At 37.7% G+C, this 20,305-nt stretch carries 29 protein-coding genes; 2 read left to right on the top strand and 27 right to left on the bottom strand.

Annotation, left to right across the window (positions count from 1 at the left end):
• Positions 1–12 precede the first annotated feature (12 nt).
• The 22 genes from secY to rpsJ are packed head-to-tail and all read right to left on the bottom strand — an operon-like array spanning position 13 to position 10,351.
• Positions 13–1,308: a preprotein translocase subunit SecY gene (gene secY / locus EKM77_RS07080; RefSeq protein ID WP_125593352.1), complete on the bottom strand. Its 1,296-nt coding sequence runs from the start codon at positions 1,306–1,308 to the stop codon at positions 13–15.
• On the bottom strand, positions 1,308–1,748 hold the full coding sequence (gene rplO, locus EKM77_RS07075; RefSeq protein ID WP_057766326.1) for a 50S ribosomal protein L15: 441 nt from the start codon (positions 1,746–1,748) through the stop codon (positions 1,308–1,310). Before rplO ends, secY begins: the two co-directional genes overlap by 1 nt.
• Before the next feature lie 28 nt (positions 1,749–1,776).
• A complete protein-coding gene (gene rpmD / locus EKM77_RS07070) occupies positions 1,777–1,962 on the bottom strand; it encodes a 50S ribosomal protein L30 (protein WP_057766328.1) in 186 nt (61 codons plus the stop codon).
• Positions 1,963–1,979: 17 nt separating this feature from the next.
• Positions 1,980–2,480: a 30S ribosomal protein S5 gene (rpsE, locus tag EKM77_RS07065; protein WP_125593351.1), complete on the bottom strand. Its 501-nt coding sequence runs from the start codon at positions 2,478–2,480 to the stop codon at positions 1,980–1,982.
• Positions 2,481–2,498: 18 nt separating this feature from the next.
• Positions 2,499–2,864, bottom strand: a complete 366-nt coding sequence (gene rplR, locus EKM77_RS07060) for a 50S ribosomal protein L18 (protein ID WP_318530708.1) — start codon at positions 2,862–2,864, stop codon at positions 2,499–2,501.
• 17 nt (positions 2,865–2,881) lie between these two features.
• A complete protein-coding gene (gene rplF, locus EKM77_RS07055) occupies positions 2,882–3,412 on the bottom strand; it encodes a 50S ribosomal protein L6 (protein ID WP_125593349.1) in 531 nt (176 codons plus the stop codon).
• Positions 3,413–3,442: 30 nt separating this feature from the next.
• The gene (rpsH, locus tag EKM77_RS07050; RefSeq protein WP_125593348.1) at positions 3,443–3,841 is read right to left on the bottom strand and encodes a 30S ribosomal protein S8; all 399 of its coding nucleotides are present in this window, start codon (positions 3,839–3,841) and stop codon (positions 3,443–3,445) included.
• A 26-nt stretch (positions 3,842–3,867) separates the two neighbouring features.
• Entirely contained in the window at positions 3,868–4,053 is a 186-nt protein-coding gene (locus EKM77_RS07045; RefSeq protein WP_125593347.1) for a type Z 30S ribosomal protein S14, read from the bottom strand.
• Positions 4,054–4,071: 18 nt separating this feature from the next.
• Positions 4,072–4,614, bottom strand: coding sequence for a 50S ribosomal protein L5 (rplE, locus tag EKM77_RS07040; RefSeq protein ID WP_125593346.1), 543 nt, complete (start codon positions 4,612–4,614; stop codon positions 4,072–4,074).
• 16 nt (positions 4,615–4,630) lie between these two features.
• The gene (rplX, locus tag EKM77_RS07035; RefSeq protein ID WP_125593345.1) at positions 4,631–4,873 is read right to left on the bottom strand and encodes a 50S ribosomal protein L24; all 243 of its coding nucleotides are present in this window, start codon (positions 4,871–4,873) and stop codon (positions 4,631–4,633) included.
• Positions 4,874–4,905: 32 nt separating this feature from the next.
• Complete coding sequence (gene rplN / locus EKM77_RS07030; protein WP_057766345.1) at positions 4,906–5,274, bottom strand: 50S ribosomal protein L14; 369 nt, start codon at positions 5,272–5,274, stop codon at positions 4,906–4,908.
• Positions 5,275–5,303: 29 nt separating this feature from the next.
• Positions 5,304–5,579: a 30S ribosomal protein S17 gene (gene rpsQ / locus EKM77_RS07025; RefSeq protein WP_125593344.1), complete on the bottom strand. Its 276-nt coding sequence runs from the start codon at positions 5,577–5,579 to the stop codon at positions 5,304–5,306.
• A gap of 23 nt (positions 5,580–5,602) precedes the next feature.
• Entirely contained in the window at positions 5,603–5,797 is a 195-nt protein-coding gene (gene rpmC / locus EKM77_RS07020) for a 50S ribosomal protein L29 (RefSeq protein WP_057766349.1), read from the bottom strand.
• Positions 5,787–6,218 (bottom strand): 50S ribosomal protein L16, encoded by a 432-nt coding sequence (gene rplP / locus EKM77_RS07015; RefSeq protein ID WP_125593343.1) that lies wholly within the window; start codon positions 6,216–6,218, stop codon positions 5,787–5,789. The genes rpmC and rplP overlap by 11 nt, the downstream gene beginning before the upstream one ends.
• 3 nt (positions 6,219–6,221) lie before the next feature.
• On the bottom strand, positions 6,222–6,893 hold the full coding sequence (rpsC, locus tag EKM77_RS07010) for a 30S ribosomal protein S3 (RefSeq protein WP_125593342.1): 672 nt from the start codon (positions 6,891–6,893) through the stop codon (positions 6,222–6,224).
• 17 nt (positions 6,894–6,910) lie between these two features.
• Positions 6,911–7,264: a 50S ribosomal protein L22 gene (gene rplV / locus EKM77_RS07005; protein ID WP_057766355.1), complete on the bottom strand. Its 354-nt coding sequence runs from the start codon at positions 7,262–7,264 to the stop codon at positions 6,911–6,913.
• A 20-nt stretch (positions 7,265–7,284) separates the two neighbouring features.
• Positions 7,285–7,563 carry a 30S ribosomal protein S19 gene (rpsS, locus tag EKM77_RS07000; protein ID WP_125593341.1) on the bottom strand — a complete coding sequence of 93 codons (279 nt, stop codon included), beginning with the start codon at positions 7,561–7,563 and terminating at the stop codon, positions 7,285–7,287.
• 34 nt (positions 7,564–7,597) lie between these two features.
• Entirely contained in the window at positions 7,598–8,431 is an 834-nt protein-coding gene (rplB, locus tag EKM77_RS06995) for a 50S ribosomal protein L2 (protein ID WP_125593340.1), read from the bottom strand.
• Positions 8,432–8,447: 16 nt separating this feature from the next.
• Positions 8,448–8,735, bottom strand: coding sequence for a 50S ribosomal protein L23 (gene rplW, locus EKM77_RS06990; protein ID WP_125593339.1), 288 nt, complete (start codon positions 8,733–8,735; stop codon positions 8,448–8,450).
• Entirely contained in the window at positions 8,735–9,358 is a 624-nt protein-coding gene (gene rplD, locus EKM77_RS06985) for a 50S ribosomal protein L4 (RefSeq protein WP_125593338.1), read from the bottom strand. The genes rplW and rplD overlap by 1 nt, the downstream gene beginning before the upstream one ends.
• 17 nt (positions 9,359–9,375) lie before the next feature.
• Positions 9,376–10,011 (bottom strand): 50S ribosomal protein L3, encoded by a 636-nt coding sequence (gene rplC / locus EKM77_RS06980; protein ID WP_125593337.1) that lies wholly within the window; start codon positions 10,009–10,011, stop codon positions 9,376–9,378.
• A gap of 31 nt (positions 10,012–10,042) precedes the next feature.
• Complete coding sequence (gene rpsJ / locus EKM77_RS06975) at positions 10,043–10,351, bottom strand: 30S ribosomal protein S10 (protein ID WP_125593336.1); 309 nt, start codon at positions 10,349–10,351, stop codon at positions 10,043–10,045.
• A 288-nt stretch (positions 10,352–10,639) separates the two neighbouring features.
• On the opposite strand from rpsJ, the gene EKM77_RS06970 reads away from it, so the two are divergent.
• Positions 10,640–11,794, top strand: coding sequence for a CPBP family intramembrane glutamic endopeptidase (locus EKM77_RS06970; protein ID WP_125593335.1), 1,155 nt, complete (start codon positions 10,640–10,642; stop codon positions 11,792–11,794).
• A 40-nt stretch (positions 11,795–11,834) separates the two neighbouring features.
• Here the strand turns inward: EKM77_RS06970 and fusA are convergent, their stop codons facing one another.
• From fusA to rpsL, 3 genes are read right to left on the bottom strand one after another with little or no spacing between them, the layout of a single operon-like run.
• A complete protein-coding gene (fusA, locus tag EKM77_RS06965) occupies positions 11,835–13,934 on the bottom strand; it encodes an elongation factor G (RefSeq protein WP_125593334.1) in 2,100 nt (699 codons plus the stop codon).
• A 34-nt stretch (positions 13,935–13,968) separates the two neighbouring features.
• The gene (gene rpsG, locus EKM77_RS06960) at positions 13,969–14,436 is read right to left on the bottom strand and encodes a 30S ribosomal protein S7 (RefSeq protein WP_057766372.1); all 468 of its coding nucleotides are present in this window, start codon (positions 14,434–14,436) and stop codon (positions 13,969–13,971) included.
• Positions 14,437–14,478: 42 nt separating this feature from the next.
• On the bottom strand, positions 14,479–14,892 hold the full coding sequence (gene rpsL / locus EKM77_RS06955) for a 30S ribosomal protein S12 (protein ID WP_125593333.1): 414 nt from the start codon (positions 14,890–14,892) through the stop codon (positions 14,479–14,481).
• A 218-nt stretch (positions 14,893–15,110) separates the two neighbouring features.
• On the opposite strand from rpsL, the gene EKM77_RS06950 reads away from it, so the two are divergent.
• Positions 15,111–15,770, top strand: a complete 660-nt coding sequence (locus EKM77_RS06950; protein ID WP_125593332.1) for a prepilin peptidase — start codon at positions 15,111–15,113, stop codon at positions 15,768–15,770.
• Here the strand turns inward: EKM77_RS06950 and EKM77_RS06945 are convergent.
• Positions 15,756–16,559: an alpha/beta hydrolase gene (locus tag EKM77_RS06945; RefSeq protein WP_125593331.1), complete on the bottom strand. Its 804-nt coding sequence runs from the start codon at positions 16,557–16,559 to the stop codon at positions 15,756–15,758. The genes EKM77_RS06950 and EKM77_RS06945 overlap by 15 nt on opposite strands.
• Positions 16,560–16,637: 78 nt before the next feature.
• Positions 16,638–20,303, bottom strand: coding sequence for a DNA-directed RNA polymerase subunit beta' (gene rpoC / locus EKM77_RS06940; protein WP_125593330.1), 3,666 nt, complete (start codon positions 20,301–20,303; stop codon positions 16,638–16,640).
• Between the last annotated feature and the right edge of the window lie 2 nt (positions 20,304–20,305).

The following is a 20,305-nucleotide window of genomic DNA, read 5'->3' as shown; positions in this document are numbered from 1 at the left end:
TCACATCTCCTATTATCTAATAAAACCAACGTATTCACGTTTCATTAATAGACCTCTTAATTGACGATCCATTTCCAATGCAACACCAACAATAATCAAAAGACTTGTACCACCCAATCCGATAGATTGAGGTAAGCCGAAGATATTTGCGGCAAGTAATGGAAGTAGTGAAACTAATCCTAAGAATACTGAACCAACAGTAGACAATCTCATCAAAATTCCGGACATAAACTTGATCGTCTCGTTACCAGGCCAAACACCTGGAATATAAGCGCCTTGTTTCTGTAGGTTTTCTGCAAGTTTTTCAGGATTTACTTGAACAAATGCGTAGAAGAACGTGAATAACACGATCAGCAATGTGTATAGTAATGATCCTGTTGTTGTCTGCATACTGAATATATTTGTTAACACTTGATACCAGCTATCTTCACTATGATTTGCTTGGAACGCCATCAAAATTGTTTGAGGAGTTACAATAAATGAACTAGCAAAGATAACGGGAATAACACCAGCAACATTAACCTTTAATGGTAGAAAACTTTCACTACCACTTCCGGCTGCACGTCTTGTGTATTGAATTGGAACTCTTCTGTTAGCTTGTTGTACATATGTAACAAATTGAACAACGACCAGAACAGCTATTACCAATCCAACCATGAATGCAATATTCTTACCTAGGTCAGCGGAGCTTGCGTTGATTACGTTATCACGGTAAATTTGATAAACTCCATTAGGGAATCTAGCAATAATACCAGCGAAGATAATAACTGAAACACCGTTACCTAAGCCTTTATCGGTGATTTGTTCACCAATCCAAGTAAGAAGCATTGTACCACCGGTTAAAATAACACCGATAGTAATAAATGCCTGAATATTAGGAGATTTAACAAGTCCTAAACCACTAAGTTGATTAAAACCAGCAGTAATTCCGATTGATTGAACAAAACCTAAAACAATCGTCAAATATCTCGTTACTTGATTTAGTTTTCTACGACCAACCTCACCTTGTTTACTCCACTCAACAAATTTTGGAACAATGTCCATTTGTAAAAGTTGAACAACAATTTGTGCGGTGATGAATGGTGAAACACCCATTGAGAAAATAGAATAATTTGCAAGACCACCACCAGTAACAGTATCCAATAGGGGAACTAACCCTGAAGAACTAACCTTGTCCATTGCCGAAGCATTGACACCAGGTACTGTGATTTGCGATCCCAAACGATAGATAACAAGTAACAACAAGGTAAAGAGAATCTTTTGACGGATTTCTTTAACCTTTAGAGCATCTCTGATAGTTTTAAGCATTAGATCACCTCTACAGTTCCACCAGCAGCTTCAATTGCTTTTTTAGCAGCCTCAGAAACTTTAGTAACTTTAACTGTTAATTTAGCACTAACTTCTCCGTTAGCAAGTAACTTAACTCCGTTGAATTGTTTTTTAACAATTCCAGCTTCTTTTAATGTATCAACATTAACTTCAGCACCGTCATTAAATTTGCTTAAATCTTTAAGGTTTACAATAGCGTATTCCTTGCGATTGATATTCTTGAATCCACGCTTTGGCATACGACGGAACAATGGCATTTGTCCACCTTCAAAACCAATACGTGTTTTACCACCTGATCTAGCTAATTGACCTTTTTGTCCACGACCAGCAGTTTTACCTTGGCCACTTGAAGTACCACGACCTAGACGCTTTCTTGAGTGTCTTGAGCCAGCACTTGGCTTAAGTTCGTTTAGTTCCATTCTTGCACCTCCTAATCTTTAAAATTTATTAATCTTTAACTTCTTCAACGCTAACTAGATGAGCGATTTTTAATACAGCACCACGGATTGCAGGATCGTCCGGCTTAACAACTGAACTATTAACTCTTCCGAGTCCTAGTTCTTTAACAATTGTACGTTGAGCAGGAAGGCGGTGAGCTGCACTTCTAATAAGAGTAATTTTAAGTTTAGCCATAATTACGCACCTTTCTTTTAGTTAAGCAATTCTTGGGCTGAAATTCCGCGCATCTCAGAAACGCTTTCAGCTGTTTTAATTTCTTTTAATCCTTCGATTGTTGCACGAATAACGTTAATTGGTGTATTTCTACCAAGTGACTTACTTGTAATATCACCAACACCGGCTAATTCAAGCACGGCACGAACGGCACCACCAGCAGCGATACCAGAACCTTCAACGGCAGGCTTCAACATAATTCTACCAGCACCGAATCTACCGATAACTTCGTGAGGAATTGTTGAACCAACCATAGGAACACTAATTAAGTTCTTTTTGGCATCTTCAACAGCCTTACGAATAGCTTCGGGAACTTCTTGAGCTTTACCAGTTCCGAATCCAACGTGACCATCTTTGTCACCAACGATTACGATAGCAGCAAAACGTAGACGGCGTCCACCTTTAACAACCTTTGTGACACGGTTGATTGAGACAACGCGATCTTCTAATTCCATTTGAGATGGATCGATATATGTCATAAATTTGGTTTCCTCCTTCTAGAATTTTAGCCCATTTTCACGAGCTGCTTCAGCGAGACTTTGTACACGACCATGATAGATATATCCACCACGATCAAAGATAACATCACTGACTTTGGCATCTTGTGCTCTTTTGGCAACTAATGCACCAACGGCTGCAGCTTCATCAACTTTAGAACCGTCGCTTACCTCTTTATCAAGAGATGAGGCACTTGCTAGCGTTACACCCTTTACGTCATCAATTACTTGAGCGTAAATGTTTTTATTTGAACGGAATACATTTAAGCGTGGGCGCTCAGCAGTACCAGAGATCTTGGCACGAACACGTTTTTGGCGCTTTTGACGTGCTTTGTTTTTATCTGGTTTAGAAATCACAATTTTCACCTCATACTAATTATTTACTATTTACCAGTTTTACCTTCTTTACGACGAACATATTCATCAACATAACGAATACCTTTACCCTTATATGGTTCTGGGGGACGTACGTCGCGGATAACGGCAGCAAATTGGCCAACCTTTTGTTTACTGATACCAGAAATATTGATTTCAGTATTTGAAGGTGATTCAATTTTGATACCTTTTGGTGCATCCATAACTACAGGATGTGAGTAACCAACTGAAAGTGTTAGTGTGTCACCTTTAACTTGTGCACGGTAACCAACACCTCTAAGTTCAAGCTTCTTTTCGAAACCTTCTGTTACACCAAGCACCATGTTGTTTAGGTTTGAACGCATTGTTCCGTGAAGAGCTTTATCATTATCACTTTCACGATCGAACTTAGCTTCGTTACCTTCAAGAGTTAACTTGATTTTTGGATCAAAATGTCTTGTTAATTCACCCTTAGGGCCTTTAACAGTAATATCTTCATCTTTTTGAGTAATTGTTACGCCTTCTGGGACTTCAATTACTTTATAACCGATACGACTCAAATTCGTGCACCTCCTTATCTTTTAAAAATTTTACCAAACGTATGCAAGAACTTCGCCACCAACACGTTGTGCACGGGCTTCTTTATCAGTTACAACACCTTTTGATGTTGAAAGGATAGCAATACCTAATCCATTAAGGACCTTAGGCACGTTGTCTGAATCTACATAACTACGCAAACCTGGTCTTGAAATACGTTTCAAGCCAGTAATTACACGTTGTTGATCCTTACCATACTTTAAGACAATACGAATAACATCTTGTTTGTTATCTTCAATGATTTCGTAATCTTTGATAAATCCTTCATTTTTCAAAATCTCAGTTATGCTCTTCTTAATGTTTGAAGCAGGCACTTCTAGAGATTCATGTTTAACCATATTTGCGTTACGGATTCTTGTAAGATAATCCGCAATAGGATCTGTCATGACCATTTATTTTACCTCCTCTTTTTAATATCTTACCAACTAGCTTTTCTCATGCCAGGAATTTGACCTTTGTGGGCCAATTGTCGAAGGCAAACACGGCAAAGCTTGAACTTACGATATACAGAATGTGGACGACCACAACGTTCGCAACGTGTGTACTCTTGTGAAGAGAACTTAGCAGGTCTATGATTACGTACTATTTGAGACTTCTTAGCCATTGAATTTGACCTCCATTATTATTTTGAAAATGGCATTCCTAATTGTGTTAATAATTCACGTGATTCTTCATCAGTATTTGCTGTTGTAACAATAACGATGTCCAATCCACGAATTTTGTTAACCTTATCATAATCGATTTCTGGGAAAACCAATTGTTCTTTAATACCTAGTGTATAGTTACCACGACCATCAAATGAACGAGTACCTACACCGTGAAAATCACGAACACGAGGCAAAGCGATATTAATTAACTTGTCAAGGAAGTCATACATACGGTCACCACGAAGTGTAACCTTAGCACCGATTGACATACCTTCACGTAATCTGAATCCGGCGATAGACTTCTTAGCTTTTGTGATCAAAGGTTTTTGACCAGAAATAAGTCCTAATTCTTCTACTGCTTCGTCAAGATTCTTTGAGTTAGCAATAGCATCACCAACACCCATGTTTAAAACGATCTTGTCAATCTTTGGTGTTTGCATGTTAGATGTGTAATTGAATTTTTCCATCATTGATGGTGTAATTTCTTTTACATACATTTCTTTTAATGCATTAGCCATTTAGTTTTCTCCTTTCTTACTTATCTTCTTTATCAGTTGATTTCTTTACAACTTTAACGTTAGTTGCGCTAATAGGTTTCTCAACATCAGCGATTCCGCCTTGAGGTTGTGTATTGCTTGGCTTTGAATGTTTCTTTACAACATTAACGCCTTCAACGATAACTTTGTTTTCACTAGGAATAGCTTTTTTAACTACACCTTGTGTACCTTTACTATCACCGGCAATAACTACAACATTGTCTCCAGTTTTTACAAACACTATTCAGCACCTCCTGAATTATATTGATCTTTTTATAGAACTTCTGGTGCTAATGATACGATCTTCATAAAATCATTATCACGTAATTCACGAGCAACAGGTCCGAAAATACGAGTTCCTCTAGGTGTCTTATCAGCGTTAATAATAACGGCAGCATTCTCATCAAATCTGATGTAAGAACCATCTGTACGGTGAGCACCGGATACAGTTCTTACGATAACTGCCTTAACGACGTCACCCTTTTTAACAACGCCACCTGGTGTTGCTTGTTTAACAGTAGCAACAATAACATCTCCGATGTTAGCTGTCTTACGGTTTGAACCACCAAGAACTTTAATAGTTAGAATTTCACGAGCTCCAGAGTTATCTGCAACTTTTAGACGACTTTCTTGTTGAATCACTTCTTGGTCCTCCTCTCATCAGTTTTAAACTAGATAATAACTGCTTTCTCGACGATATCTAATAAACGGAAGCGCTTTGTCTTTGACAAAGGTCGAGTTTCCATGATACGTACAACGTCATTAACCTTAGCTTCATTCTTTTCATCTTGAACGTAGAATTTCTTAGAATATCTAACACGCTTCTTATAAACTGGATGTTTCTTGTATGTTTCAACAACAACAACAATTGTCTTATCCATCTTATCTGAAACAACGCGTCCTTGATATACTTTACGGCTGTTACGGTCTTCTTGTTTTTCGCTCAACTTGATATCTCCCTTCCTGTTTATTATTTATCGTTATTCTTTTGATTTTGAACAGTTCTTAATCTTGCAATGTTTTTTCTAACAGCATTCAAACGAGCTGTATTTTCCAATTGGCCTGTAGCTTGTTGGAAGCGCAAGTTGAAAAGTTCTTCTTTATATTCTTTAACTTTATCTTGTAATTGAGCAGCAGTTAGCTCTTTGATTTCACTAGCCTTCATCAGCGCCACCTACTTCCTCACGTTTTACAAACTTTGTTCTAACTGGTAATTTGTGAGATGCAAGTCTCAAGGCTTCACGAGCAACTTCTTCAGGAACTCCACCTATTTCAAACAAGATTTTCTCACGTTTTACTGGGGCAACCCAACCTGCAGGTGCACCTTTACCAGAACCCATACGAACTCCAACACCTTTTGCGGTGTATGATTTATGAGGGAAGATTTTAATCCAAACCTTACCACCACGCTTCATGTAACGAGTCATAGCAACACGGGCTGCTTCAATTTGTCTATTTGAGATCCAGCTTGAGTCAAGTGCTCTCAAACCATATTCACCAAAATCAACATTTTTACCACCCTTAGCTTCTCCGCGCATCTTTCCACGGAATTCACGACGGTGTTTTACACGTTTTGGTACTAGCATAGATTATTCTCCTTTCTCTTCGTTTTTTGCATCATTATGTTCTGGCTTAGCTGGTAGAATCTCACCACGGTAAATCCAAGTTTTAACACCTAAGTTACCATAAGTAGTAGCAGCTTCTACCCAAGCATAATCGATATCTGCACGCAATGTGTGTAGAGGAACAGTTCCTTCTGTATGCCATTCTCTACGAGCCATATCAGCACCGTTTAAACGACCAGAAATTTGAACTTTAATACCTTTAGCACCTGCACGTCTTGAGCGTTGAACAGCTTGACGTTGTGCACGTCTAAATGCAATACGAGCTTCTAGTTGACGAGCAATGTTCTCACCAACAAGTTTTGCATCTAAATCAGGTTTCTTAATTTCAATAATATTAATATGAATGTTTCTGTTAACTAATTTGTTTAGTTCGTTACGTAATTTTTCAACTTCAGAACCACCCTTACCGATAACCATTCCTGGTTTTGCGGTATGAATTGAAACGGTTACGTTCTTTGCAGTACGTTCGATCTCAATTCTTGATACGGAAGCATTTGAAAGCTTATCTTCAATATACTTACGAATTCTAAGGTCTTCATGTAAAAATGTTGAAAAGTCTTTTTCTGCGTACCATTTTGCATCCCAATCGCGAATAACGCCGACACGGAATCCAACTGGATTAATCTTTTGACCCACTCAAATTACCTCCAATACTAATTTTTTTCACTTACTACAACTGTGATACTGCTTGTTCTTTTATTGATTGGTGATGCTGAACCCTTAGCTCTTGGGCGGAAACGCTTCAAAGTTGGTCCTTCATTAACGAATGCTTCGCTAACAAATAGGTTTTGGGCATCTAAATCAAAGTTATGTTCTGCGTTTGCAATTGCTGACTTAAGAGCTTTAGCAATAATTGGAGAGCCTGCTCTTGGTGTGAATTGCAAAATTGCAAGTGCCTCAGCAGCGTTCTTGCCTCTTATTAAATCAATAACAAGGCGAGCTTTGCGAGGTGCAATACGAACATTTTTTACTCTGGCTGTTGCAGATGTAATTTCTTGTTCTGCCATCTTTTAAGTCTCCCTTCTTATTACTTCTTAGTCTTCTTATCGTCTGTACCATGACCATGGAATGTACGTGTAGGTACGAACTCGCCTAACTTATGTCCAACCATGTCTTCTTGGATGTAAACTGGAACGTGCTTACGCCCATCATGAACTGCGATTGTGTATCCTACAAAATTAGGAAAAATTGTTGAACGTCTTGACCATGTCTTGATAACTGACTTCTTGTCAGAATCTGCTTGTGCTTCGATTTTATTCATCAAATGTGCATCAGCGAATGGTCCTTTTTTTAAACTACGACTCATCTTATGTCCTCCTTATATTATTCTAATGAAATAATTACTTACCTTTTCTATGACGAACGATAAGCTTTTCAGATTTGGCATGTGATGAACGAGTCTTCTTACCCAAGGTCTTCTTACCCCATGGTGACATTGGTGATGGATGACCGATAGGAGCTTTACCTTCACCACCACCGTGTGGGTGATCGTTAGGGTTCATAACTGAACCACGAACTGTAGGTCTGAATCCTTGCCAACGTTTACGACCAGCTTTACCAATCTTGATCAATTCGTGTTGTTCATTTCCAATAGCACCAACTGTTGCACGGCATGTTGAAAGAATCATACGAACTTCACCTGAAGGTAAACGGAGTAATGAATACTTACCATCTCTACCAAGCAATTGAATTGATGTACCAGCAGAACGACCTAATTGGCCACCCTTACCAGGTTTTAATTCAACGTTATGAAGAATTGTACCAACTGGAATATTTGAAAGTGGAAGTGCATTACCTGGTTTGATATCTGCATCAACACCAGATTCAACAATTTGTCCAACTTCTAGACCCTTAGGAGCTAAGATATATGACTTAACACCATCTGAGTAGTGTAGTAATGCAATATTAGCTGTACGGTTAGGATCATATTCAATTGACTTAACTGTAGCTTTAACACCGTCTTTTAATCGTTTGAAATCAATAACACGGTACTTTTGTTTGTGACCACCGCCACGATGACGAACTGTAATATGACCGTATGAATTACGACCAGCTGTATGGCTTTGTGATTCTAAAAGTGTCTTTTCTGGAGTTGTCTTAGTGATCTCTGAAAAGTCAGAACCAGTCATATTACGACGACCGTTTGTGGTTGGTTTATACTTGATAATCGCCATTATTTGACCTCCTTATTTATTCTTCATCAAAAATCTTAATTTCATCTGAATCATCTGTAAGAGTAACGATAGCCTTACGACGTTTTGCTGTTAGACCAACATAACGACCTTGGCGCTTCTTCTTACCTGAAACATTCATGATATTTACTTGTTTAACTTTAACACCGAAAATTTCTTCAATGGCTTGTCTTACAAGAACTTTGTTTGCGTCAAGAGCAACATCAAATGTGTATTTCTTGTCGCTCATAGCGTCCATTGAGCTTTCAGTGATAACTGGGCGAATAATTACGTCTCTTGCGCTCATTATCCAAGCACCTCCTCAATCTTAGAAAGTGCTGCTTTTGTAACAATTAACTTATTGGCGTTAACAACGTCAAGTACATTTACACCTTCTGGTGCGACAACAGTTACTTTGTCAATGTTTCTTGCTGATAGGGCAACGTTGTCATTACCATCTTCAACAACTACAAGAGCCTTGTTATCAGCACCTACTTTATTAAGCAATTGTGCAAAGTTCTTTGTACTTGGTTTGTCGTATGAAATTGAGTCAATAACGATAAGGTTACCGTCAGCAGCCTTTTGTGAAAGTACAGACTTCAATGCCAAACGGCTAACTTTTCTAGGAAGACGATATGAATAAGATCTTGGTGTAGGGCCGAATACGACACCACCACCTACCCATTGAGGGGATCTGATAGAACCTTGACGAGCACGTCCAGTTCCCTTTTGGCGCCATGGCTTCTTACCACCACCACGAACTTCAGAGCGGTTTTTAACATCATGTGTACCTTGTCTCAATGAGGCACGTTGCATAATAACTGCATCTGTAATTACGTTGTTGTTTGGTTCGATACCAAAGATTGAATCATTTGCTTCTACAGTACCGTTCTCAGCACCGCTATCTTTATAAGCTGTGATTTTTGTCATAACTCATTTCCTCCTTCCTATTTTTGATTAGCTTTAACAGCTGTTTGAATTTTAACTAATGAGTTGTTTGCTCCGGGTACATTACCCTTGATCATAATTGCATTACGTTCAGCATCAACTTTTACAATTGCAAGATTTTGTGTTGTAACACGGTTATTACCCATGCGTCCTGGCAACATCTTACCTTTGAAAACACGGTTAATGATGGCACCCATTGAACCGGGAACACGGTGATATCTTGAACCGTGAGTTTCTGGTCCACGAGCTTGTCCAAATCTCTTAATGTTACCTTGGAAACCGTGTCCTTTTGAAATACCTGTAACGTCGACAATATCACCTGAATTAAATGTGTCAGCCTTAACTTCTCCACCTAATTCATAATCTCCCATTTCAACATCGCGGAATTCGCGAATGTAATGTTTAGGAGTTGTGTTTGCCTTTTCTGCATGACCTTTGGCAGGTTTGTTTGTCAATACTTCACGACGATCTTCCAAACCTAATTGAACAGCCTCATAACCATCAGTTTCCACTGTTTTAACTTGCATAACAACGTTTGGTTCAGCTTCAATAACTGTAACTGGAACAAGTTCGCCGTTATCAGTGAAAATTTGAGTCATTCCGACTTTTTTACCAAGAATTCCTTTTCTGGCCATGTTTGCACCTCCAATAATTTATTTTAAATAATTATAATTTGATTTCAATATCCACACCAGATGGAAGATCCAACTTCATAAGTGAATCAACCGTCTTTGGTGATGGGTTAACAATGTCAATAAGTCTCTTATGTGTACGCATTTCGAATTGCTCTCTAGAATCCTTATGCTTATGTGGTGAACTCAACACTGTATATAGTGAACGTTCTGTTGGCAATGGAATTGGACCTGAAATTGTTGCTCCAGTTCTTTTTGCAGTTTCCACAATTTTGTCAGCTGATTGATCTAGAATACGATGTTCATAAGCCTTCAAACGAATGCGAATTTTTTGACTTGCCATGGGGTTACCTCCTTTTTGTCTCTTTCAAGATGACCGGCTCCGTGAAAATATCCGCCAGCCCTGCCGTGGCAAAGCGGCCGGGTGTGTCGCAACCTCTCACTTCTAAGCCGTCGATATTTATTTAAATACCACTAGGCGCGTACTTCTTCTGGAAATAAGCACTTTTATAATAATACACGATTATTTTGTCATTTTCAAGGTAAATAAGAATATTAAATCAAAATTTTGTTAAGATATCTTTTAAATGAAATATGCGATAATTAAATCAAGAAATAAAAGGAGGTTTTAATGTCCTATCAAATAAAAGCAATTTCAAAATTTGTCTTCATAGTTCAAATCTGTCTTAATGCCTTTATTACTTTAGGTTTTGGCATACAACAGAGAAAATTTGGATATTTCTTTCTAGTTGTACTGAATTTATTAGGATTAATCATCTATGATCATTTTAATAGGAAGAAACTGATAAAAATCAATCGCTTTTTCCAGATAATAATTCAAGCAATCCTTATTCCTTTCAGTATCTCACTACTAATTCAAGCAACTATTTACAATTGGAACTCATGGTTAATTTACATCATAATTCTTTATGGGGTAATAATGTATATCCCCTACACTGTGATCTTGATCGGTGCTATTAAAACTCGGATAATGCAATTGATCGTTAGTGTCTTCTTATTTATTTTTAACGGTCTAAGTTCATTGGATATTATGGTGATGGATACTTATGTTGCAAACAATCATATAATACGGATCTTATCTGATTCGTCTTTTCTAGGAGCGCTGACCTTCACGGCAATAATTTTAGTCGCCATGTTGGAATGGAATTATGGATTTCCTAAAATACACTTTTCAAGACAAATGAACTTTAAAGTATTAATTGCTGTTTGTCTATTCAGCATTTGGTTTGTAATTTGGAACGCTTTTGGTTCTGGGGAAAACATCTTAAATCTTTTTACTTCATATGATTTTAAAATGAACTTAACGATTACTAACTTTTTAAGTGGTCTTGAAGCTGGTATTGCCGAAGAGTTAGTTTTCCGGTTTGTATTTATTACCATTCTTTTGTCTATTTTCAAAAATAATCGATTTAAATTATATTATGCAGTTATATTGAGTAGTTTAATGTTTGGACTGATTCATTTATCTAATACAACTGCTGGTCAAAATTTAAACAATACGATCATTCAAGTTATCTTTGCAATCTCTTTAGGGATCTTTCTGGCTAGTATTTATTTATATACCGATTGTTTCTTTATACCTGTAATTATTCACGCACTGATGGATATTTTGGTATTTGCTGCTTCTAATACCCAAATTATGACCGGAAAAGTAACTACGGATGATTTTATTTTTACCGCTATCGAAGCTCTTATTTTTATGGTGATCGGCTTTATTTTATTAAACCTTGTTGATAGAAGAAGAAAATTTAACTTCTATTTTTAGAGACAAAAAAACAACCTGATTTCTCAGGTTGTTTTTTTTATTAATTTTCTTCAGTGTTTCCACCGTTCTTTTTAATAATGTCAGCTTGAATTGACTTAGGAACTTTTTCGTAATGGTCAAATACCATTGTGAAAGTACCACGGCCTTGTGTAGCTGAACGAAGTGTTGTTGCATATCCGAACATTTCTGAAAGTGGAACGAATGAGTTAACGAGTTGAGCGTTACCACGAGCTTCCATACCTTCAACACGTCCACGACGAGCAGTAATTTGTCCCATAACATCACCAAGATATTCTTCTGGTGTAACAACTTCAACCTTCATGATAGGTTCAAGAATTACGGCACCAGCTGACTTAGCAGCATTACGTAGGGCAATTGAAGCGGCAATCTTAAAGGCAGCTTCTGATGAATCGACTTCGTGATATGAACCATCATATAACTTAGCCTTAACATCGATCAATGGATATCCGGCAAGAACACCATTTTCCATTGATTCCTTCAAACCTTGTTCAACTGAAGGGATGTATTCACGAGGAACAACACCACCGACAATAGCATCTTCAAACTCGAAGCCTTTTCCTTCTTCATTAGGTGTAAATTCGATCCATACGTCACCATATTGACCTTTACCACCTGATTGACGAACGAATTTACCTTGAGCACTTGTTTGTTGTGTAAATGTTTCACGGTAAGCAACTTGTGGCTCACCAACTTTACATGCAACCTTGAACTCACGTTTCATACGGTCAACCATGATATCCAAATGAAGCTCACCCATACCAGAGATAAGTGTTTCACCAGTTTCAGGATTTGTTTCAGCTTGGAAAGTAGGATCTTCTTCAGATAGTTTTTGGATAGCGATATCCATCTTATCTCTATCTTCCTTTGAATCAGGTTCGATAGAAACTTGGATAACTGGATCTGGAATATCCAATGATTCAAGGATCAATGGATCATCAGGATCAGTTAATGAATCACCAGTAGTAGTATTCTTCAAACCGATAACAGCAGCGATATCACCTGAGAATACTTCTGGGATTTCCTTACGGTGGTTAGAATGCATTTGTAGCAAACGACCAACACGTTCACGCTTATCTTTAGATGCATTCAATACATATGAACCAGATTCCAATGTTCCTCTATATACACGAATGTATGTTAGACGACCAACGAATGGGTCAGTAGCAATCTTAAATGCTAATCCGGCAAATGGTTTCTTATCATCAGCCATAAGTTCTACTTGGCTATCATCTTTAGGATCTGTAGCATTATATGGACGTACATCCAATGGTGAAGGCAAGTAATCAACAACAGCATCCATCAACATTTGAACACCCTTATTCTTGAAAGCAGAACCTGCAAGAACTGGGAAGAACTTCAAATTAATAGTAGCTTTTCTGATTGCTGCACGTAATTCATCATTTGTGATTTCTGTACCATCAAGATATTTTTCCATGATGTCGTCATCAACTTCGGCAACAGATTCAACTAACTCTGTACGCTTCTTTGTTGCTTCTTCAACATATTCATCAGGAACATCAACAGTATCCCACTTTGTACCTAATTCATCTTCGTCGTAGAGATCGGCTTTCATTTCGATCAAGTCGATAACACCTTCGAAATTGTCTTCGGCACCGATAGGCATTTGAACAGCATGTGCATTAGCATTTAGTCTGTCATGAAGTGTTGAAACAGAATAGTCAAAGTTAGCACCGATTTTATCCATCTTGTTAACGAAAACGATTCTTGGAACACCATATGTTGTAGCTTGACGCCAAACATTTTCAGTTTGTGGTTCAACACCTGATTGAGCATCAAGAACAGTAATAGAACCGTCTAGAACACGTAATGAACGTTCAACTTCCATTGTGAAGTCAACGTGTCCTGGGGTATCAATAATATTGATACGGTTACCCTTCCATTCAGCAGTTGTAGCAGCTGATGTAATAGTAATACCACGTTCTTGTTCTTGTGCCATCCAGTCCATTTGTGAAGCACCATCATGTGTTTCACCAATTTTATGGATTTTACCAGTATAATACAAAATACGTTCTGTAGTTGTTGTTTTACCGGCATCAATATGAGCCATGATACCAATATTACGAGTATCTTCTAATGGAAATTCACGTTTATTAGCCATTAAAAATTGTTTCTCCTCTCAAATATACTAGATTCTACCAACGATAATGAGCAAATGCACGGTTAGCATCGGCCATCTTATGTGTATCTTCACGTTTCTTAACAGCTGCACCTGTATTATTAGCTGCATCCATAATTTCGTTTGCTAGACGTTCGTCCATTGTGTGTTCACCACGTAAACGAGCATAGCTAACGATCCAGCGTAGTCCTAGTGTTGTACGACGGTCTGGACGTACTTCGATAGGGATTTGATAGTTAGAACCACCGATACGGCGAGCCTTAACTTCAAGAACTGGCATAACATTGTTCATTGCTTCTTCAAACACGTCCAATGGTTCGTTACCAGTTTTATCTTTGATAATATCAAATGAACGATATAGGATTGATGAGGCTGTACCTCTCTTACCATCGTACATCAAGTGATTAATTAAACGAGTTACTAATTTTGAGTTATACATTGGATCTGGCAAAACATCGCGTTTTGGAGCTCTACCTTTACGCATATTAAATTCCTCCGTTATTACGTTATTATTTCTTAATTGTTATTATTTCTTGGGCTTCTTTGCACCATATTTTGAACGACTTTGCATACGTCCATCAACACCGGCAGTATCTAAAGCACCACGAACAACGTGATAACGAACACCAGGTAAATCCTTAACACGGCCACCACGAACAAGAACAACACTATGCTCTTGTAAGTTATGTCCAACACCTGGGATGTATGCTGTAACTTCAATAAGGTTTGAAAGTCTAACACGGGCATACTTACGTAAAGCTGAGTTAGGCTTTTTAGGTGTCATTGTTCCGACACGAGTTGCAACACCACGTTTTTGTGGAGCTGGGTTCTTTGTAGCAACTTTCTTCATACTGTTGTAACCGAAGTTTAAGGCAGGTGAATTTGACTTCGAACTGACTGACTTGCGGCCTTTACGAACTAATTGATTAATTGTAGGCATTAAAAGTTTCCTCCTAAAAATTTAAGTACACACATCCAGGTGGTTCACAATTTTGGAAAAATAATAAACCACGTTAGTGGTGTACATTATGAGCTTATATTCATATAACAATTTACCTTGCTGCCAATAAAAGCACGTCTACTAGAATATCATCTAAAAATCACTATGTCAATGCAACTTATCGATGATTTACGTAATTTCTTTTGAGGTGATAAAAGATGAATTATGCTTTTAATCTAATAATTTTTACTTTAGGCACAAGTCTAGTGTCATTTTTAACAGTAATTGCTCACGAATATCCTCATATAAAACCAACTAGACGTTCAAAATGCGACAATTGTCAAAGAACATTGACCTGGTTAGAGCTGATCCCTGTTTGGAGTTATTTAATTACTAAAGGTAGATGCAAATATTGTACCGTTCCAATTGATCGGTTATACCCACTAACAGAATTTGCAGGTGGAACCTTCTTGCTGGTAGCAGCATTAACACATAAAAATTTAATAATCATTATCCCGATTTTTACTGTCCTAACCCTTTTGGCGATTAGTGATCATCTCTTTGGTTATGTTTATTTAACACACTACCTACTGTTTGTCCCAATCATAATTATCAACAATCAGCACTTACATTTTATCCCAGCTTTAATCATTTATACACTATTAACTCTATTAAATCATTTGAATAAAGGTATCGGCTCAGGAGATATCGAAGTTTTAACGATTCTTGCATTCCTTTTAGGATTAGATATGATCTTGAAAATAATTTTAATTGCCTGCCTAGCCTGTATAATTCATTTCACATTAACAAAGAAAATAAAATTCAGATTTATTCCATACATTAGTGCGGCTGCATATCTATGTTTACTCTTTTGGTAAAATATCTCTGACTTTCAACCAATTCATACACAGCTCCCACCACTTAGCGTTAGCAAAATTTACATTATCCTCATTACCATCTTGTGTTACATAAGTTGCCAGTGAAGAGCCATGACCACCGGATGCAAACAAATGAAGTTCATAAGGAATATGCAGCAGTTCCATCTTCTGAGCATAGACTAACGAATTCATAACTGGGACTGTTTGATCAGTGACAGTTTGCCAAATAAAAGTTGGTTTAGAATTATTATTTAAATGTTCTTGAGCCTGCCAGTATAAAATATCTGCGCTAATTTTCATTGCCCAATCTTCTTTTGGCCATCCTAAAGTAAGATCGATAACCGGATAACCAATTATATTTGCTGCAGGCTGAACTTTTATATCATCTTTAAAAATCTCTTTTTTCGTTTCTTCATTAGTCATCAACGTATTGTAATTAGCAACTACATGGGCACCCGCCGAAAATCCAACCAATAAAATTTTGTTTAAATCAATATTATGTACTTTACTTTGTTCACCTACCCAATTTAATAAAGTTGCTATCTCCTGTAAAACCAAAGGATAGATTGCCTGTTTCTCAGATATTAAAGGATAATCAAACACAATCGCATGGATCCCTTCTGAAGCAAACTTTAAAGCAATTGGCTGTGCCTCTCTTCCAGCAATAAATTTGTATGCACCACCGGGAAAAACAATGGCAAGTGGTTTAGGCTGATCATCTAAAGAATCTAACCAATAAGTATCAATCTCAAATTCATGGTCGTGAAATTTCAGTTGCCGTTTAGTCATGTCACTCCTCCTTTTCAATAAGAAAATAGCATATTTTGGACACAAAAAAAAGACAACCATCTGGTTGTCTTTTTTAAATTATTCACCGTGATTTGTTGCATCTTCGGCTTTCATTTGAGCTTCAATATCAGAAATAGTGTATGCACCATTGATTGAATTTTCAGCCATTGGACCAGTCTTCTTTGGTTCCATATGGTTGTACTTAGCCATACCAGTACCGGCAGGAATAAGTTTACCAATGATAACATTCTCTTTAAGTCCAAGAAGTGGATCATTCTTACCTCTAATAGAAGCATCTGTAAGAACTCTTGTTGTTTCCTGGAATGAAGCAGCTGATAAGAAACTATTTGTTTCAAGTGAGGCTTTAGTAATACCAAGTAGAACTGGACGTCCCGTTGCAGGAATTCCACCGTTAAACAATGTTTCACGGTTATGATCTGTAAATTGGGAAATATCCATTAATTGTCCTGGTAGAACATCTGTATCACCTGGGTCAAGAATTCTGATCTTACGTAGCATTTGTCTGATCATAACCTCGAAATGCTTATCAGAAATATCAACACCTTGCATACGGTAAACCTTTTGAACTTCAGCAAGTAAGTAGTTTTCAGTTGTTTGAACATTTGTAACTTTGATCAATTCCTTAGGATCAATTGAACCTTGTGTTAACTTACCACCACGGTCAACATGTTCACCTTCGGCAACCGCAACACTTGATGTATAAGGAACACTATAAGATCTAGTATCAATATCACCTTCAACAGTGATCTCTTTAGTACGTTCAGCAGGATTTTCATCAATGGCAGTAATAGTACCGTCAACTTCAGAAATAACTGCAAGACCTTTAGGGTTTCTAGCTTCAACGATTTCTTGAACACGAGGAAGTCCTTGTGTAATATCATCGCCACCAGCAACACCACCGGTATGGAAGTTACGCATAGTAAGCTGTGTACCTGGTTCACCGATTGATTGAGCAGCAACAGTACCAACTGCTTCACCAATTTCAACTTCTTCACCAGTAGCAAGGTTTCTACCGTAACATTTCTTACATACACCATGTTTTGTATCACATGTAAATGCAGAACGAATTGTTACTTCTTTAACACCAGCATCAACGATCTTTTGAGCTAGGTTTTCATCCATAAGAACACCACGATCAGCAAGAACTTCACCAGTCTCAGGATCTTTAACAGTCTTTTGTGTATAACGTCCAACAAGACGGTCATACAATGGTTCGATCATGTCTGTACCTTCCATAATTGAACTTACTAGAAGTCCACGGTCAGTACCACAATCTTCTTCACGTACGATAACATCTTGAGCAACATCAACTAGACGACGTGTCAAGTAACCAGAGTTAGCAGTCTTCAAGGCTGTATCGGTCATACCTTTACGAGCACCGTGGGTTGACATGAACATTTCCAAAACGGATAGTCCTTCACGGAAGTTAGAAATAACAGGAATTTCCATCATACCACCATTAGGGGCAGCCATAAGTCCACGCATACCAGCAAGCTGAGTAAAGTTTGAGATATTACCACGGGCACCAGAATCAGACATCATTGAAATAGGGTTTGTTGGATCAAAGGAATCGATCAACAATTGTTGAATTTCATCTTTTGTATCATTCCAAACACTGATAACACGGTCATGTCGTTCATCGTCAGTGATAAGTCCACGACGGAATTGCTTAGAAATTGAAGCAACTTGTTTGTGGGCCTTTTCGATGATTTCAGGTTTTTCAGTTAAGTTAGGAACATCTGTAACACCAACTGTTAATCCAGAAAGTGTACAAATTGTATATCCTAATTCCTTCATATCATCAAGTAATGAAGATGTTCTTTGAACACGATATATCTTAAAGATTTGGGCAATGATATCACTTAAATAACCACTCTTCAATGGATCAACAAGGTCCATTTCGTCAAGTTTGTCTTGAATATTTTCACCTTTATCTAAGAAGTACTTATCAGGAACACCATGAACTAAATTGTCATCGGTTGGTTCATTTAAGTATGGGAAATCTTCAGGAAGAATCTCATTAAAGATAACTTTACCAACACTTGTAACCATGATCTTATCTCTTTGATCATCAGAGAAAGGCTTGTTTGGCATTGAGGCAACTGACAAACCAATTCTTGTATGGTAATGAACATCACCATTAACAAGAGCAGTTTGTACTTCATTAGCATCTGTAAAGATCTTACCTTCACCAGTCATATGTCTTGTTTCGATTGTTAGGTAGTAGTTACCCAAAACAACGTCCTGTGATGGTGTAACAATAGGTTTACCATCTTTAGGAGCAAGGATATGGTGAGCAGCAAGCATCAACATACGTGCTTCAGCTTGAGCTTCATCTGATAGAGGAACGTGGACAGCCATCTGATCCCCATCAAAATCGGCATTATAAGCTTCACAAGCAAGTGGGTGAAGACGAATTGACTTACCATCAACCAAAACAGGTTCAAAGGCTTGAATACCAAGTCTGTGAAGTGTAGGGGCACGGTTAAGTAGAACTGGACGTTCTTTAATTACATCTTCAAGTACATCCCAAATGTCATCATCTTGACGATCGATCTTTCTTCTAGCGTTTTTAACGTTTGAAGCAATCTCTCTTTTAACTAGTTCATGCATTACAAATGGTTTGAATAATTCCAAAGCCATTTCACGAGGCAATCCACATTGATAGAACTTCAATGTAGGACCAACATCGATAACTGAACGTCCAGAATAGTCAACACGTTTACCAAGTAAGTTTTGACGGAAACGTCCTTGCTTACCTTTAAGCATATGTGATAGTGACTTCAATGGACGGTTACCAGGTCCTGTAACAGGACGGCCACGACGACCATTATCGATCAATGCATCGACAGCTTCTTGAAGCATTCTCTTTTCATTTTGAACAATGATGTTTGGAGCATGTAGATCCAACAATCTCTTCAAACGATTATTACGGTTAATAACACGACGATATAGATCATTCAAATCAGATGTGGCAAAACGGCCACCTTCTAGTTGAACCATTGGTCTTAAATCAGGTGGGATAACGGGAATTGCTTCCATTACCATCCACTCCGGTTTATTACCTGACTTAGCAAAAGCACTAAGAATATCCAAACGTCTAATAGCACGTGTACGTTTTTGACCTTGAGCAGTCTTTAAAGTTTCACGTAATTCTTTGATGTCTGTTTCCATATCAACTTGGCTAAGAAGTTCTCTGATACCTTCGGCACCCATCTTAGCAACGAATTTGTTACCAAATTCTTCACGTTTCTTACGATATTCTGATTCTGTAAGTAGTTGTCTTCTTTCTAGGTCTGTTTCACCTGGATCAATAACTACATATGAAGCAAAGTAAATTACTTCTTCAAGGTTTCTAGGACTCATGTCCAAAACAAGTCCCATACGTGATGGGATTCCCTTGAAGTACCAAATATGTGTAACTGGTGCAGCTAATTCGATGTGCGCCATACGTTCACGACGAACTTTTGAACGAGTAACTTCAACACCACAACGGTCACAAACAATACCCTTATAGCGGATACGTTTATATTTACCACAGGCACATTCCCAGTCTTTAGTTGGTCCAAAAATTCTTTCATCGAATAGACCATCTTTTTCTGGTTTCAAAGTACGGTAGTTGATTGTTTCAGGTTTCTTAACTTCTCCATAAGACCAGCTACGAATCTTGTCAGGAGATGCTAAACCTATTTGCATACTTTCAAATTTATTAACGTCTATCAAAA

Source organism: Companilactobacillus baiquanensis (genome assembly GCF_003946605.1).
Lineage (GTDB): Bacteria > Bacillota > Bacilli > Lactobacillales > Lactobacillaceae > Companilactobacillus > Companilactobacillus baiquanensis.
The sequence above is the reverse complement of the archived record's forward strand: the minus strand, read 5'-3'. Positions and strand labels throughout refer to the sequence as shown.

Excerpts from the sequence above, each read along its gene's own strand:
- rpsE (WP_125593351.1), bottom strand. The coding sequence starts at position 2,480 with ATGACATATATCGATCCATCTCAAATGGAATTAGAAGATCGCGTTGTC.
- rpsS (WP_125593341.1), bottom strand. The coding sequence starts at position 7,563 with ATGAGTCGTAGTTTAAAAAAAGGACCATTCGCTGATGCACATTTGATG.
- EKM77_RS07045 (WP_125593347.1), bottom strand. The coding sequence starts at position 4,053 with ATGGCTAAGAAGTCTCAAATAGTACGTAATCATAGACCTGCTAAGTTC.
- rplO (WP_057766326.1), bottom strand. The coding sequence starts at position 1,748 with ATGGAACTAAACGAACTTAAGCCAAGTGCTGGCTCAAGACACTCAAGA.
- rplP (WP_125593343.1), bottom strand. The coding sequence starts at position 6,218 with ATGCTAGTACCAAAACGTGTAAAACACCGTCGTGAATTCCGTGGAAAG.
- rplD (WP_125593338.1), bottom strand. The coding sequence starts at position 9,358 with ATGACAAAAATCACAGCTTATAAAGATAGCGGTGCTGAGAACGGTACT.
- rpsH (WP_125593348.1), bottom strand. The coding sequence starts at position 3,841 with ATGGTCATGACAGATCCTATTGCGGATTATCTTACAAGAATCCGTAAC.
- EKM77_RS06950 (WP_125593332.1), top strand. The coding sequence starts at position 15,111 with ATGAATTATGCTTTTAATCTAATAATTTTTACTTTAGGCACAAGTCTA.
- rpsJ (WP_125593336.1), bottom strand. The coding sequence starts at position 10,351 with ATGGCAAGTCAAAAAATTCGCATTCGTTTGAAGGCTTATGAACATCGT.
- rplE (WP_125593346.1), bottom strand. The coding sequence starts at position 4,614 with ATGGCTAATGCATTAAAAGAAATGTATGTAAAAGAAATTACACCATCA.
- EKM77_RS06945 (WP_125593331.1), bottom strand. The coding sequence starts at position 16,559 with ATGACTAAACGGCAACTGAAATTTCACGACCATGAATTTGAGATTGAT.
- rpmC (WP_057766349.1), bottom strand. The coding sequence starts at position 5,797 with ATGAAGGCTAGTGAAATCAAAGAGCTAACTGCTGCTCAATTACAAGAT.
- fusA (WP_125593334.1), bottom strand. The coding sequence starts at position 13,934 with ATGGCTAATAAACGTGAATTTCCATTAGAAGATACTCGTAATATTGGT.
- secY (WP_125593352.1), bottom strand. The coding sequence starts at position 1,308 with ATGCTTAAAACTATCAGAGATGCTCTAAAGGTTAAAGAAATCCGTCAA.
- rplB (WP_125593340.1), bottom strand. The coding sequence starts at position 8,431 with ATGGCGATTATCAAGTATAAACCAACCACAAACGGTCGTCGTAATATG.
- rpsG (WP_057766372.1), bottom strand. The coding sequence starts at position 14,436 with ATGCGTAAAGGTAGAGCTCCAAAACGCGATGTTTTGCCAGATCCAATG.
- EKM77_RS06970 (WP_125593335.1), top strand. The coding sequence starts at position 10,640 with ATGTCCTATCAAATAAAAGCAATTTCAAAATTTGTCTTCATAGTTCAA.
- rplW (WP_125593339.1), bottom strand. The coding sequence starts at position 8,735 with ATGAGCGCAAGAGACGTAATTATTCGCCCAGTTATCACTGAAAGCTCA.
- rplC (WP_125593337.1), bottom strand. The coding sequence starts at position 10,011 with ATGGCCAGAAAAGGAATTCTTGGTAAAAAAGTCGGAATGACTCAAATT.
- rpsL (WP_125593333.1), bottom strand. The coding sequence starts at position 14,892 with ATGCCTACAATTAATCAATTAGTTCGTAAAGGCCGCAAGTCAGTCAGT.
- rpmD (WP_057766328.1), bottom strand. The coding sequence starts at position 1,962 with ATGGCTAAACTTAAAATTACTCTTATTAGAAGTGCAGCTCACCGCCTT.
- rplV (WP_057766355.1), bottom strand. The coding sequence starts at position 7,264 with ATGGCAGAACAAGAAATTACATCTGCAACAGCCAGAGTAAAAAATGTT.